At 61.2% G+C, this 14,044-nt stretch carries 15 protein-coding genes; 7 read left to right on the forward strand and 8 right to left on the reverse strand.

Going from position 1 to position 14,044, the window contains the following annotated elements; genetic code table 11:
• Nucleotides 1-30 precede the first annotated feature (30 nt).
• From hisA to N8H71_RS17210, 3 genes are all read left to right on the forward strand, one after another.
• Nucleotides 31-768 (forward strand): 1-(5-phosphoribosyl)-5-[(5-phosphoribosylamino)methylideneamino]imidazole-4-carboxamide isomerase, encoded by a 738-nt coding sequence (hisA, locus tag N8H71_RS17200; RefSeq protein ID WP_262194905.1) that lies wholly within the window; start codon nt 31-33, stop codon nt 766-768.
• A 9-nt stretch (nt 769-777) separates the two neighbouring features.
• Nucleotides 778-1,548, forward strand: a complete 771-nt coding sequence (gene hisF, locus N8H71_RS17205) for an imidazole glycerol phosphate synthase subunit HisF (RefSeq protein WP_007897430.1) — start codon at nt 778-780, stop codon at nt 1,546-1,548.
• A gap of 76 nt (nt 1,549-1,624) precedes the next feature.
• Nucleotides 1,625-2,380, forward strand: a complete 756-nt coding sequence (locus N8H71_RS17210; protein ID WP_262194906.1) for a substrate-binding periplasmic protein — start codon at nt 1,625-1,627, stop codon at nt 2,378-2,380.
• Here the strand turns inward: N8H71_RS17210 and N8H71_RS17215 are convergent.
• The 5 genes from N8H71_RS17215 to gpmI form a co-directional block, all read right to left on the reverse strand.
• Nucleotides 2,361-3,749 (reverse strand): Vps62-related protein, encoded by a 1,389-nt coding sequence (locus N8H71_RS17215; protein ID WP_262194907.1) that lies wholly within the window; start codon nt 3,747-3,749, stop codon nt 2,361-2,363. The genes N8H71_RS17210 and N8H71_RS17215 overlap by 20 nt on opposite strands.
• A gap of 117 nt (nt 3,750-3,866) precedes the next feature.
• Nucleotides 3,867-4,643 carry a divergent polysaccharide deacetylase family protein gene (locus N8H71_RS17220; RefSeq protein WP_262194908.1) on the reverse strand — a complete coding sequence of 259 codons (777 nt, stop codon included), beginning with the start codon at nt 4,641-4,643 and terminating at the stop codon, nt 3,867-3,869.
• Between the two features lie 2 nt (nt 4,644-4,645).
• Nucleotides 4,646-5,965, reverse strand: a complete 1,320-nt coding sequence (locus N8H71_RS17225; RefSeq protein WP_262194909.1) for a S41 family peptidase — start codon at nt 5,963-5,965, stop codon at nt 4,646-4,648.
• A 33-nt stretch (nt 5,966-5,998) separates the two neighbouring features.
• On the reverse strand, nt 5,999-7,285 hold the full coding sequence (locus N8H71_RS17230; RefSeq protein ID WP_262194910.1) for a murein hydrolase activator EnvC family protein: 1,287 nt from the start codon (nt 7,283-7,285) through the stop codon (nt 5,999-6,001).
• Between the two features lie 251 nt (nt 7,286-7,536).
• Nucleotides 7,537-9,063: a 2,3-bisphosphoglycerate-independent phosphoglycerate mutase gene (gene gpmI / locus N8H71_RS17235; protein WP_262194911.1), complete on the reverse strand. Its 1,527-nt coding sequence runs from the start codon at nt 9,061-9,063 to the stop codon at nt 7,537-7,539.
• 152 nt (nt 9,064-9,215) lie between these two features.
• Here gpmI and N8H71_RS17240 point away from each other — a divergent pair, with 152 nt between their 5' ends.
• From N8H71_RS17240 to secB, 3 genes are all read left to right on the forward strand, one after another.
• Nucleotides 9,216-9,629 carry a rhodanese-like domain-containing protein gene (locus N8H71_RS17240; protein ID WP_007952524.1) on the forward strand — a complete coding sequence of 138 codons (414 nt, stop codon included), beginning with the start codon at nt 9,216-9,218 and terminating at the stop codon, nt 9,627-9,629.
• 1 nt (nt 9,630) lies between these two features.
• Nucleotides 9,631-9,885, forward strand: a complete 255-nt coding sequence (gene grxC, locus N8H71_RS17245) for a glutaredoxin 3 (RefSeq protein WP_262194912.1) — start codon at nt 9,631-9,633, stop codon at nt 9,883-9,885.
• 63 nt (nt 9,886-9,948) lie between these two features.
• Nucleotides 9,949-10,434: a protein-export chaperone SecB gene (gene secB, locus N8H71_RS17250; protein ID WP_007909233.1), complete on the forward strand. Its 486-nt coding sequence runs from the start codon at nt 9,949-9,951 to the stop codon at nt 10,432-10,434.
• A 121-nt stretch (nt 10,435-10,555) separates the two neighbouring features.
• On the opposite strand, the gene N8H71_RS17255 is transcribed toward secB, so the two are convergent.
• Entirely contained in the window at nt 10,556-11,011 is a 456-nt protein-coding gene (locus N8H71_RS17255; RefSeq protein ID WP_065257698.1) for a tRNA (cytidine(34)-2'-O)-methyltransferase, read from the reverse strand.
• On the opposite strand from N8H71_RS17255, the gene N8H71_RS17260 reads away from it, so the two are divergent.
• Nucleotides 11,010-11,450 carry a hypothetical protein gene (locus tag N8H71_RS17260; RefSeq protein ID WP_262194913.1) on the forward strand — a complete coding sequence of 147 codons (441 nt, stop codon included), beginning with the start codon at nt 11,010-11,012 and terminating at the stop codon, nt 11,448-11,450. The genes N8H71_RS17255 and N8H71_RS17260 overlap by 2 nt on opposite strands.
• A gap of 410 nt (nt 11,451-11,860) precedes the next feature.
• Here the strand turns inward: N8H71_RS17260 and ntrC are convergent, their stop codons facing one another.
• Nucleotides 11,861-13,297, reverse strand: coding sequence for a nitrogen regulation protein NR(I) (gene ntrC, locus N8H71_RS17265; RefSeq protein WP_007952518.1), 1,437 nt, complete (start codon nt 13,295-13,297; stop codon nt 11,861-11,863).
• The coding region (gene glnL, locus N8H71_RS17270) for a nitrogen regulation protein NR(II) (RefSeq protein WP_262194915.1) at nt 13,294-14,044 on the reverse strand (751 nt) is incomplete at its 5' end. The genes glnL and ntrC, both read right to left, overlap by 4 nt.

Genomic DNA, 14,044 nt, shown 5'->3' on the forward strand with positions numbered 1-14,044 from the left:
GCTGAACATTCAAATTTGAAGGTTTGCCAGATGCTGATTATTCCCGCTATCGATCTTAAAGACGGTGCCTGCGTACGTCTGCGCCAGGGCCGCATGGAAGATTCCACAGTGTTCTCCGATGACCCGGTGAGCATGGCTGCCAAGTGGGTGGAGGGCGGTTGCCGCCGTCTGCATCTGGTCGACCTGAACGGCGCTTTCGAAGGCCAGCCGGTCAACGGCGAAGTGGTGACCGCGATCGCCAAGCGCTACCCGACCCTGCCGATCCAGATCGGCGGCGGCATCCGTTCGCTGGAAACCATCGAGCACTACGTCAAGGCGGGCGTCAGCTACGTGATCATCGGCACCAAAGCGGTGAAGGATCCGGCGTTCGTTGCTGAAGCCTGCCGCGCGTTTCCGGGCAAGATCATCGTCGGCCTCGATGCCAAGGACGCTTTTGTCGCCACCGATGGCTGGGCTGAAATCAGCACCGTGCAGGTCATCGACCTGGCCAAGCAGTTCGAAGCCGACGGCGTGTCCTCGATCGTTTATACCGACATCGCCAAAGACGGCATGATGCAGGGCTGCAACGTACCGTTCACCGCTGCGCTCGCTGCTGCCACCAAGATCCCGGTGATCGCTTCCGGCGGCATTCACAACCTGGGTGACATCAAGTCGCTGCTCGACGCCAAGGCACCGGGCATCATCGGCGCCATCACCGGCCGGGCGATCTACGAAGGCACTCTCGACGTCGCCGAAGCGCAAGCTTTCTGCGACTCGTACCAAGGCTGAGGACTGACCATGGCGCTGGCCAAACGCATCATCCCTTGCCTGGACGTGGATAACGGCCGGGTCGTCAAAGGTGTGAAGTTCGAGAACATCCGTGACGCCGGCGACCCGGTGGAAATCGCCCGTCGCTACGACGAGCAGGGTGCCGACGAGATTACCTTTCTCGACATCACCGCCAGCGTCGATGGCCGTGACACCACGCTGCACACCGTCGAGCGCATGGCCAGCCAGGTGTTCATCCCGCTGACCGTCGGCGGTGGCGTGCGGACCGTGCAGGACATTCGCAATCTGCTCAACGCCGGTGCGGATAAGGTGTCGATCAACACCGCTGCTGTGTTCAACCCGGAATTCGTCGGCGAAGCGGCTCAGCACTTCGGCTCGCAATGCATCGTCGTCGCCATCGACGCGAAGAAGGTCTCCGGGCCGGGCGAAACTCCGCGCTGGGAAATCTTCACCCACGGCGGTCGCAAACCGACCGGCCTCGACGCGGTCGAGTGGGCGAAAAAAATGGAAGGCCTCGGTGCCGGTGAAATCCTCCTGACCAGCATGGATCAGGACGGCATGAAAAACGGCTTCGACCTCGGCGTGACCCGCGCCATCAGCGATGCACTGGGGATTCCGGTGATCGCTTCCGGCGGCGTCGGCAACCTGCAGCATCTGGCCGACGGCATTCTTGAAGGCCACGCCAGCGCAGTATTGGCGGCGAGTATTTTCCACTTCGGCGAATACACGGTTCAGGAAGCCAAGGCCTACATGGCGCACCGCGGCATTGTAATGCGTTAAACATCCATACAGGCCAGTGGACAGCATGGCGTACCCAAGGCACTCTTGGGCACGCCATGGATTTCGGTAGCCCGACATGATCAAACGCCTGCTTCTCGCCCTCGCCAGTGCCTCTGTGTTGTTGATCAACACAGGTCACGCCGAAGAAAGTCCCGACACCGATCTGGTGCTCCTCACCGAAAACTTTCCGCCATACAACATGGCGAAGAACGGCAAGAATTTCGCCCAGGACGAAAACATCAACGGCATCGCCACGGACATCGTGCGCGAGATGTTCAAGCGTGCCGGCATCACTTACAGCCTGACCCTGCGCTTCCCATGGGAGCGGGTCTACAAGCTGGCGCTGGAGAATCCCGGTTACGGTGCGTTCGTCATGGCGCGGCTGCCGGATCGCGAAAAGCTCTTCAAGTGGGTCGGCCCGATCGGCCCGGACGACTGGGTCATGCTGGCCAAGGCCGACAGCAAGATCACCCTCGAAACCCTGAACGACGCGCGCAAGTACAAGATCGGCGCCTACAAGGGCGATGCGATTGCCGAAACGTTGACCAAGCAGGGTCTGAAGCCGGTGGTGGTGCTGCGCGATCAGGACAACGCCAAAAAACTTGTCAGCGGCCAGATTGACCTGTGGGCCACCGGCGATCCTGCCGGCCGTTATCTGGCGCGGCAGGATGGCGTGAGCGGGTTGAAAACAGTGTTGCGCTTCAACAGTGCAGAGCTATATCTGGCCTTGAACAAGGACGTGTCCGATGAGGCGGTCGCCAAGTTGCAGGCAGCACTGGATCAGATGCGCAAGGACGGCGTGGTCGACGAAATCATGGGCCGGTATTTGTAACGATCGTATCGTCTGTGATTGGCTGACCGGCACTCGGGGGATCGTCGCTTTCGCTGACTGACGGGCTTTCGCCCGGCGACGGTTCTGTCGCCAGTTGTGGAGTAAAGGTCAGCGCACTATCGACTTCTGGCGGGTACTCGGTCAGGTAAAGACTTTCGTCGTCCGTGTATCCGATGCTGACGGCGACTTGAGTGCCATCCGCGCGCTTCAGTGTGTAGAGACTCTGTATCTGATAGACCGCCACGGCCTTGTTTTTTGCGGCCATTGCGACGATGTCCGTTGGGCGAGAATCATCCCACCCGCTGACTGATGCCTCGGAGTAAGTGAAGTCCTTGTACAGCTGTGCCGAAAACCTGATGGGCCGGGTTGCGCTGGACGACCTCTCGGACCAGGGCGTCGTCACCTCGATAGAGGTGAGGCGACTGAAAATCTGCTGCATCTGCGAGCTCTGAGCGCGAACGGCTTTCCACCTGAAAGGCCGTGGCAAGTCGCTGGTGTTGTGGCCATGCCCCACAAGTACGTATTGATCCGAACGTTCCAGACGGTAGAACGGGGATGTGCGCAATTGCTCGCCCGGATGCAGGTGATCGCTCACTGCGAACCATGGAATTCGCACGGTTTCGGTGACCTTGGCCGGTTCCAGTTCCGGGGGGGCTCCATAGCCCGACAGTTTCGGAGCCTCGGGGGCTGGCATCGACTGTCGTGGGATCTGCATGCGCAACGCATAGGCGACGGATGTCTGGGGTCTGGAGTGGCTCTGGACGCCGAAAAATGTCCCTGCTGAAAAGTGGATCTCACCCGGGGCTGCCTGCGGAGGGGCGATGTTCCAGGCGCTGAAATTCTGTCTGGCGCCGCTGCCTTTGTCGCTCCAGATCAAATCGCTGACACTTGTGGCGATGACCAGATCTTCCCGGACGCAACGAATGGTATTGAGCAGTGGCTTGTCGCGACCATTGGAGCAGACAAGCCCCATGGCCACGTAACCGACAGGAGGAATCGGGCGCCATACCGTGCAGTCGGCCGCCGCACCGGAGTTGGCGTCTCTCCAGACTTTTTCATAGTCCGTGGGCGGGCTGAGAGCCTTGCTCCGGGTGGCATCCTCGCCCTGTGGCTCGCCTTCGCAGACGACGGCCACGATCCTGTTTGCGTTGACGTTGTCGTACCCGGCCACAGCCAGATCCCCCAGCGGGAAGTAGCCCGGCAACAAGTCAGGGGCGGGGGTCGGGCGCCAAAAGCTTCCAACCGAGGAGCCGGAGCCCCGGCTGTCCCAGATCCGGTGAAATTCGCTGGTGAAATTGATCAGCAGATTGCCGAACTTTATCGATTCCATTTGCCCGGCAGGCAAGTTGTGGCTGTTCTCGGTAGTCATGGTCAGTCCTGAAATATGAAAGGCGACTCTCGGAGTCGCGAACATTTGCAGGGCTGACTATCCAGACTCGGGCCAGTCATCAGGCAGTAACTATATGTTTGGGTTGTATCCGGGCATTTATCGGTAGATACCGTCTTTACCATGGGCAGTCGTGGCGCGATTGCTGCGCACGCTGATCATCTGTTTGATGTCGATCCACTCGATGCCCTGGGCTTTCAGCTTCGGCAATTCCCGTTCCAGCACCGCCAGAGTCTGCGGGTAAGGATGGCCGATCATCACGGCTGAACCCTGCTTGCGGGCCAGGCTGATTGCGGTCTGTAGCTGAGTGAAGATCGCCGCCTCGGTGCGTTCGTCATCGAGAAATACATCCCGCGAAACACTCGCCAGATCGACCTTCTGCGCCTGTTGCGCAGCGACAGTCTGGGCGCTGGTGCGGCTATCGACGAAGAACTTGTGGCGGCGCTGTAACTCGCCCATCAACCACGCCATCGCCACGGGTTGTGCGGTCATGCGACTGCCCATGTGGTTGTTGATGCCGGCGGTGTAGGGGACCATTTTGAACGCAGCGTTCAGGCGTTTCTCGAGTTCTTCGATGGGCAGTTCGGGATGCCAAGCGAACGGGCCGGTGGCCGGGTCCATCGGCATGTGCAAGATCACGATCTTGCCGGCGCGATGGGCTTCGCGGGCAAATTCGGTGGCGTGCGGGGTGTCGGGCATGATTGCCGTAGTGACTGGCCCGGGCAGGGCGAGCACGCGGCGATCCCGTGGCAAGTTCTGCCCCAGGTCGTCGATGATCAGCGTCAGGTAGGCTTTTTGAGGAGTTGGTCTGGCAGGTTCTGCGTGAGCAGCACCCGCCAGACAGCACAGCAGGACGAAGAGGAAACGCCAAGACATCCTCAACGGCCGGACGTGATGCTCAGGCCTTTGAGCAGGCTCAGGGCCTGGGCCAGTTGGTAATCGTCATCCTGCGGCATCGCCTTGGCCTTGCCGCCAGAACCGGTTGGCTTGTCCGCGCCGCCGTTGCCGTTGCCCAGGTGGCCTTGCAGATCGGCTTCCTTGAAGTAATCGCTGTCCGCCTCATTGGTGATCTTGGCCCTGCGTACTTCGATGTCCGGGACGATGCCCTGGGCCTGGATCGAACGACCGTTCGGGGTGAAGTACAGTGCAGTGGTGATCTTCAGCGCGCGGTCATTGTTCAGCGGCAGCACGGTCTGCACCGAGCCCTTGCCGAAACTGGTGGTGCCCATGACCACGGCGCGTTTCTGATCCTGCAGGGCGCCGGCAACGATTTCCGAGGCCGAGGCACTGCCACCGTTGATCAGCACCACCATCGGCACCGCTTCGCTCTCGTCCTTGCCGGTTGCATTGAAGCGCAATTCGGAGTTGGCGATCCGGCCCTTGGTGTAGACGATCAGGCCTTTGGTGATGAAGTGGTCGACCACTTCCACCGCCGCTTGCAGCACGCCACCCGGGTTATTGCGCAGGTCGAGGATGATGCCGTTGAGCTTCTTGCCGTTGTCCTTGCGCAGCTTGGCCAGGGCCTTGGAGACCTCCTCGCCGGTCTTGACCTGGAACTGGGTGATGCGGATCAGACCATAACCTGATTCCAGCAGTTGCGCCTTGACGCTCTTCACCTGGATTACCGCGCGGGCCAGGGTTACGTCGAATGGCGTGCCGCCGTCGCGCACCAGGGTCAGGGTGATTTTCTGGCCGATCTTGCCGCGCATCTTGTCCACGGCTTCGGTCATGCTCTGGCCGCGGGTCGGCTGGCCGTTGATCTTGACGATGAAGTCACCGGCCTGAATGCCGGCCTTCGACGCCGGGGTGTCGTCGATTGGCGAAACGACCTTGATGAAGCCGTCTTCCGAGCCGACTTCGATGCCAAGACCGCCGAACTCACCGCTGGTACTTTCCTGCAGCTCGGTGAAATCTTCCGGGCCGAGGTAGGCAGAGTGCGGATCGAGGTTGCTGAGCATGCCCTTGATCGCGTTTTCCAGCAGGGTCTTGTCGTCCACCGGCTCGACATACGCGGCCTTGATCCGGTCCATGACCTCGGCGAAGGTGCGCAACTCTTCCAGCGGCAACGGGGCTTTGCTGGTCGCGGCAGTACCTGCCGGAGCAACGGCCGGAGCCGGTTGAGCGGCGAACGCCAGAGGCGCACCGATCACCAGGGCGATCGTCAGGGCCAGCGAGCTAAGACGGGACAAATGCAGCATGTCGAACGAACTCCTAATGTAGGTAACTCACGCCTATCCTTGCGCGCGGCACCATTGCGCCGGATCACTCGGGTGACCCTGCTGACGAATTGCGAAATACAGTGCTGGTGTGTCCTGGCCGCCACTGTTGCCGACAGTGGAGATGGACTCACCGGCTTTAACCACGTCACCCGCCGATTTGAGCAGCGTCTGATTGTGGCCGTAAAGACTCAGAAAACCGTTGCCGTGGTCAAGGATCACCAGTAGTCCTGCACCGCGTAGCCAGTCTGCAAACACCACGCGCCCACCGTGTACGGCATGCACCTGGCTGCCGGCAGAGGCGCTGATCATCACGCCGTCCCACTTGGTGCGGGCATCGTCGCCACGGGTTTCGCCGAAGCGTGCCAGCAGTCGACCATCAACCGGCCATGGAAGTTTTCCCCGACTTGACGCAAAAGGGCCACCGAAGGTCTCGCCGCCGCTGGATACCAGGGCCCCGGGTGTCGATCTGACCGGTTTGCGTGGGGCGTCGGTGTTTTCCGCCTCGGCCTCACGCAAGCGCTTTTTTTCGGCTTCCTGCTGGGCGATGAGCTCTTTCTGCCGCGCTTCTTCTGCCTCACGAGCCTGACGGGCCAGGGTTTCTTCAATGGTTTTAAGGACTTTAGACAGGTCTGCCTGATCCTGCTCGCGGGCGGCCAGCTTCTGGTCCCGGGCCTTCACGTCGTCGTTCAGTTTGGCAAGGGCCTGCTGGCGCTCCTTGCGGACCTTGTCGAGCGCTTCGCGCTGAGTGTCGAGATCGCTTTGCTGCACCAGCAATTGCGCCTGCTGCAAGCCGATGTCCTTTTCGACATTGGCCAGTTGGCGCAGGGTTTCGTTGAAGCTTTTCAGCTGCTCCAGGCGAGCCTGGCTCAGGTAGTCGTAATAGGTGAGGGTGCGGGCGAATTTCTCGGGATTCTGCTGGTTGAGCAGCAGCTTGAGGTATTCCTGGCGACCGTTCTGGTAGGCGGCGCGGGCCTGGATGGCGATCAGTCGCTGCTGTTCAGTGCGCGCGCTCTGGAGTTTTTTTTTCTCCGCATCGAGCCGCTGCAGCTCGGATTCGCTCTTCTTCAGCTCTTTCTGCAAGGCTTCGACCTGCTTCTCGAGCTTGCCCATCTCGGTTTCGGTGCCCTTGAGCTCCTTTTGCACGCCGGATTTTTCTTCCTGGAGCTTGCCCAGCAGTTTTTTCAGCTCGGCGATGTCCTGGCGCGTGGCGTCCAGTTGCTGTTGGGTTTGCGCGCGCTCATCCGCGAAGGCCGGTTGGAGCAGGCATGTCAGAGCGAGGGCGATCAGGACGCGAAGCATAGAGGCGGGCGGCACCAGGGTAAGGGACGGCCTAGTATGCCCGCCCGACGCGGCAAAAAAAACGCCCAATTGGGACTGTGTGATAACTGGGGCGAGCGACAGGCCGAATTCCATTTCGAAAACCCTATAAACCACTGTGGGAGCGAGCTTGCTCGCGATGGCGTCTGAGCATTCAACATAGTTGTTGGCTGTCAGATTGCTATCGCGAGCAGGCTCGCTCCCACAGGGTTTGAGGCGTTTTTACGGGCGGATTACACCAGAATCGAAGTGCCGGTCATTTCCGCCGGTTTTTCCAGGCCCAGCAGTTTCAGCATGGTCGGCGCCACATCCGCCAGCACGCCGCCTTCGCGGACTTTCAGATCACGCTTGCCGACATAGATGAACGGCACCGGCTCGGTGGTGTGCGCAGTGTGCGCTTGCCCTGTGGATTCGTCGGCCATCTGCTCGACGTTGCCGTGGTCGGCGGTGATCAGCGCTTCGCCGCCGACTTTTTCCAGGGCTTCGACGATGCGACCTACGCAGGTGTCCAGGCATTCCACGGCTTTCACTGCGGCTTCGAACACGCCGCTATGGCCGACCATGTCGCCGTTGGCGTAGTTGACCACAATCACGTCGTAGCGCTGATTCTCGATGGCCTCGACGATGCGGTCGGTGACTTCCGGCGCGCTCATTTCCGGCTGCAAGTCATAGGTGGCGACTTTCGGCGACGGGATCAGGATGCGTTCTTCGCCCGGGAACGGTTCTTCACGACCGCCGGAGAAGAAGAAGGTTACGTGGGCGTATTTCTCGGTTTCGGCGATTCGCAGCTGGGTCTTGCCGTTTTTCGCCAAATAGTCGCCGAGCACGTTTTCCAGGCTGCCCGGCGCGAAAGCGGCGGGAGCCGGGATGCTGGCGGCGTATTGGGTCAGGCCCACGTACTGCACTTTTGGCTGGCGTGCGCGCTCGAATTCCTTGAAGCCGTCTTCGACAAACACGCGGCTCAGCTCGCGTGCGCGGTCGGCGCGGAAGTTCATGAACACCAAGGCGTCGCCGTCTTCGACTTTTACCGGCTCACCGATGCTGGTGGCTTTGACGAATTCGTCGCTCTCGCCACGGGCGTAAGCGGCTTCCAGACCTTCCTGGGCGGTGGCAGCGTTGAATTCGCCATTGCCATCGACGATCAGGTTGTAGGCCTGGGACACGCGATCCCAACGGTTGTCGCGATCCATGGCGTAGTAGCGGCCGATCAGGCTGGCGATGCGGCCCTTGCCGAGCGCCTGGAAGGTCGCGTCGAGCAGTTCGATCGACGAGGCAGCGCTTTTCGGCGGCGTGTCGCGGCCGTCGAGGAAGGCGTGCAGGTAGATTTTTTCGGCGCCGCGCTTGAAGGCCAGTTCGGCCATGGCGATCAGGTGATCCTGGTGGCTGTGAACGCCGCCGTCCGACAGCAGACCCATGAAATGCACGGCCTTGCCGGCGGCCACGGCCTTGTCCACGGCGGCGCAGATGGTCGGGTTCTCGAAGAACTCGCCGTCGCGGATCGCTTTGGTCACGCGCGTGAAGTCCTGATACACCACGCGGCCGGCGCCGAGGTTCATGTGGCCGACTTCGGAGTTGCCCATCTGGCCGTCCGGCAGACCGACGTCCATGCCGCTGCCCGAGATCAAGCCGTTCGGCACGGTGGCCCACAGGCGATCCAGCACAGGCTTCTTGGCCGCATAGACGGCGTTGGATTCGGGGCTGTCGCTGTGACCGAAGCCGTCGAGAATCATCAGGACCAAAGGTTTAGGCGTGGTAGTCATGGAATCCACTCGTGGCTAATAAGAAGAGGGCGATGGAAAAGGGAGTTGGAGTTTAAAGCGAAGTTCCGGCGGCGTCACCGCCGGACGGGGTTTGGCCGACCATAGTGGCTGTGTATACTGGCCGACATTTTAACGCCCTGGAACCTCCTTCGATGGTTGCTCACCTGATTGAATTTGCCACTAACCACTACATTCTTGTCGGTATCTTCGTCGTATTGCTGGCTTTGCTGCTGGCGCATACGGTGCAGGGCGGCGGTAAAAGCCTGAGCACGGGCGAGCTGACCGCACTGGTCAACAAGGAAGCCGGCGTGGTGGTGGACATCCGTCCGAGCAAGGACTACGCCGCCGGTCACATCGTTGGCGCGGTGAACATTCCCCAGGACAAACTGGCCGCCCGCATCGGTGAGCTGGAAAAACACAAGGCCAAGACCATCATTCTGGTCGACGCCCTGGGCCAGACTGCCGGCACCCACGCCCGCGAGCTGATGAAGGCCGGCTTCACCGCCGCCAAGCTGTCCGGCGGGATTTCCAGCTGGAAAGGCGACAACCTGCCGTTGGTGAAGTGATATGAGCGCCGTCATCGTCTACTCCAGCGATTACTGCCCTTACTGCTCGCGCGCCAAGTACCTGCTCGCGAACAAAGGCGTGGCCTTCGAAGAGATCAAGGTCGATGGCAAACCGCAGGTGCGCGCCGCCATGGCCCAGAAGGCCGGACGCACGTCCGTGCCGCAGATCTGGATCGGCGAAAAGCACATCGGCGGATGTGATGATTTGTATGCCCTGGAGCGCGCCGGCAAGCTCGACGCGCTGCTCAAGGCCTGAACTGCTGCACGCTCTACCGAACACCAAGAACCCTAAAAGACCCGAGATCAGAAAGGATCTGAGATGACTGACCAACAGAACACTGCAGCCAGCGAAGAAGAAACCGCACCGCAATTCTCCTTGCAGCGCATCTACGTACGCGACCTGTCCTTCGAAGCCCCGAAAAGCCCGGCGATCTTCCGCCAGCAGTGGGATCCGGCGGTCGCTCTGGATCTGAACACCCGCCAGAAAGCCCTGGAAGGTGATTTCTACGAAGTCGTGCTGACCCTGTCCGTCACCGTGAAAAACGGTGAAGAAGTCGCCTTCATCGCTGAAGTGCAACAGGCCGGTATCTTCCTGATCAAGAACCTGGACGCGGCTTCGATGAGCCACACTCTGGGTGCTTTCTGCCCGAACATCCTGTTCCCGTACGCTCGCGAAACCCTGGACAGCCTGGTGACCCGTGGTTCGTTCCCGGCCCTGATGCTGGCCCCGGTGAACTTCGACGCCCTGTACGCGCAAGAGCTGCAGCGCATGCAGGAATCCGGCGAGACCCCGACCGTTCAGTAAGCGTTTTGCAACACCCAATGTGGGAGCGAGCTTGCTCGCGATTACGGAGGGTCAGGTGACATTGATGTCGTCTGACACACCGCTATCGCGAGCAAGCTCGCTCCCACAGTTGTTTTGGGTGTTATTTAAAGCCGTTCTGCCGCCACGCTTCGTACACGGCGACTGCCACGGTGTTCGACAGGTTCAGGCTGCGGCAGCCTTCGCGCATCGGCAGGCGCAGGCGTTGTTCGCCGGGCAGGGCATCGAGCACTTCCGGCGGCAGGCCACGGCTTTCCGGGCCGAAGATGAACGCATCACCCGGGACGAACGCGGCATCGTGAAACGGCCGCGAACCCTTGGTGGTGAACGCGAACAGGCGTGGATGGCCGAGGCTTTCCAGGCAGCTGGCGAGGTCGGCATGGCGCTGCAAAGTGGCATACTCGTGGTAGTCGAGACCGGCGCGGCGCAGGCGCTTGTCGTCCATCTCGAAGCCCAGCGGTTCGATCAGATGCAGGTGGCAGCCGCTGTTGGCGCACAGCCTGATAACGTTGCCGGTGTTCGGCGGAATTTCCGGTTGAAAAAGGATGACGTGAAACATGCACGGCTCCGAAGGTAAAGATGACGCGCATTCTACGCCGCAAGCGGATCCGCGTTCGAAACTATTCCCGCGAGTGATGGCATCGCTGGCGATCGTCGGTGTGATGGTCGGGATGATGATCGGCCGTTTGACCACGCCTGATCCAAGCGTTTTGCAGCACGTCGAGGTGATCGATGGCGGTCTGGCAGTCTGGTTCAACAACGAGCCGAAGCTGCACGGCGAGATCGTCGATGGCAGCATCGCGTTGTTGTTCGAAGCCGAAGGCAAGGCGCAGAAAGGCCAGCTCAAGTTCAACGGCAAGGACGTGAACTGGCGGACGCGGTTGAGTGATGGGGGATTGTTGCTGACGCTCGTGGCAGCGCGGCCGCTGCAGGGCGACTGGGCCGGCCAGGCGGTCGATGACCGCTGGCGGCTGGAGATCCATCTCCGGGAGCAATAAAAGAGGGAATCCCCGGCCTGCCTGTACCAAGGTTCCCGAAACGGGCGGGCTCATCGCATCGCGTTCTGAGCCGGTGTAAAGAAGGAACCCCTGACCTGCCTGTATCAAGGGCCCCAAAAGGGTGGACTCGCTGAGTCCGGTGTAAAGAGGGGAATCCCCGGCCTGCCTGTACCAAGGCCCCCGAAAGGGTGGGTGAATCGAATCACCTGCTGGAGTTATTGCAGGGGGCGTGCCAGGTTTTCTCGTTTTGAAACAAAAAAGCCCGACACAATGACGAAGGCCCCGTAATACGGGGCCTTCGTCTTTTCACAGGACGGGATTTTCAGCGGTTCACAGTGCAAACCTGAGCCAGTGACCGTGCCCGATTAAGGGTCACGGTGCCTTGCGGCGGTGCAGGCTGGCGCTGAATCTCAGCCTTCATCGCCCTCGTCATCATCCCCGCCATCGACCTTCATGCCGAGTTCCTTGATCTTGCGAGTCAAGGTGTTCCGGCCCCATCCCAGCAGTACGGCAGCGTCGCGACGACGCCCGGCGGTATGCTTCAACGCGGTCTCGATCATGATCCGCTCGAACGCCGGCACCGCGCTGTCGAGCAGGCTCGACTGACCGCGAGCCAGGGCCTGATCGGCCCACTGGCGCAGCGCCTGTTCCCAGTTGGTCACGGGCGCCGAGTCCTGCGGCAGGCTCAGCAGTTCCGGCGGCAGGTCGCTGATGTGTACCTCACGCCCGGACGCCATCACGGTGATCCAGCGGCAGGTGTTTTCCAGCTGGCGCACGTTGCCCGGCCACGGCAGGTTTTTCAGGTATTCCTCGGTCTCGCTTTTCAGCAGCTTCGGCTCGACCGCCAGTTCTTGCGCGGCGCGGCTGAGGAAGTGCTTGGCCAGGGTCGGGATGTCTTCGCGACGGTCCGACAGGCGCGGGATGTGGATGCGGATCACGTTGAGGCGGTGGAACAAGTCCTCACGGAATTTGCCGGCGTGAACCAGGGTTTCCAGATTCTGGTGCGTCGCGGCGATGATCCGCACATCGACCTTGACCGGCACATGCCCGCCAACGCGATAGAACTCGCCATCGGCCAGCACCCGCAGCAGTCGGGTCTGGGTGTCTGCCGGCATGTCGCCGATTTCATCGAGGAACAGCGTGCCGCCGTCGGCTTGTTCGAAACGCCCGCGACGCAGGTTGGCCGCGCCGGTGAAGGCGCCTTTCTCGTGGCCGAACAGCTCGGATTCCATCAGGTCTTTCGGAATCGCCGCCATGTTCAGCGCGATGAACGGCGAGGCCGCGCGCGGGCTGTGGCGGTGCAGCGCGTGAGCCACCAGTTCTTTACCAGTGCCGGATTCGCCGTTGATCAGCACGGTGATGTTGGAGTGGCTCAGCCGCCCGATGGCGCGAAACACTTCCTGCATCGCCGGGGCTTCGCCGATGATTTCCGGAGTGCGGGTCAGGGTCGGAGCGACTTCCAGGCCCTGTTGTTCCTGGGCATGCTGGTTGGCGCGCTTGACCAGCGATACCGCTTCGTCAACGTCGAACGGCTTGGGCAGATACTCGAACGCGCCGCCCTGATAGGAGGCGACAGCGCTGTCCAGATCGGAGTGAGCGGTCATGATGATCACCGGCAGCCGCGGGTGCTGCTCGCGGATCCGCGCCAGCAGGTCCAGGCCGCTGGCGCCGGGCATGCGGATATCGGAGATGATCACGTCCGGCTGCTGGCGCGCGAGGCGGCTCATCACGCCATCGGCACTGTCGAAGCTCTGGGTGGTCATGCCTTCCTGTTGCAGGGCTTTTTCCAGAACCCAACGGATAGAACGGTCGTCATCGACGATCCACACGGTTTCACTACGGCTCATGTCGATGTGGCTCCTTGTTCCAGTGGCAGAAAGATCGAAAACGTGGTGTGGCCTGGATGGCTGTCACACTCGATCAGGCCCTGGTGCTGGCTGATGATGTTCTGGGTGATGGCCAGGCCCAGCCCGGTACCGTCCGGACGGCCGCTGACCATGGGAAAGAAGATGGTTTCCTGGAGTTCCGCCGGAATGCCCGGGCCGTTGTCGATGATCTCGATCTTGGTCACCAGGCGATGGCGGACGTGGCCAATGGTGAACTGGCGCATCGTTCGGGAACGCAGGGTGATGCGGCCCAGACGCAGTTCGTTCTGGCTGCTGATGGCCTGCATCGCGTTGCGGACGATGTTCAGCACCGCCTGAATCATTTGTTCGCGGTCGATCAGAACGTCGGGAATGCTCGGGTCGTAATCGCGCACCAGCGTGATGCAGCCCTGGCTCTCGGCCTCGACCAGTTGGCAGACGCGCTCCAGCACTTCGTGGACGTTGCACAGGGCCAGCGACGGCAGTTTGTTCGAACCGAGCATGCGGTCGACCAGATTGCGCAGGCGGTCAGCCTCTTCGATGATCACGTTGGTGTAATCGCGCAGGCTGTCTTCCGGCAGTTCCCGGGCCAGCAGTTGCGCGGCACCGCGGATGCCACCCAGTGGATTCTTGATCTCGTGGGCGAGGCCGCGCACCAGCATCTTGCTGGTTTCCTGCTTCGACAACTGCGCCTCTTCCTTGGTGATCCGCAACAGGCGGTCACGGGGA

This window comes from Pseudomonas koreensis, from assembly GCF_025447595.1.
GTDB lineage: Bacteria > Pseudomonadota > Gammaproteobacteria > Pseudomonadales > Pseudomonadaceae > Aquipseudomonas > Aquipseudomonas koreensis_H.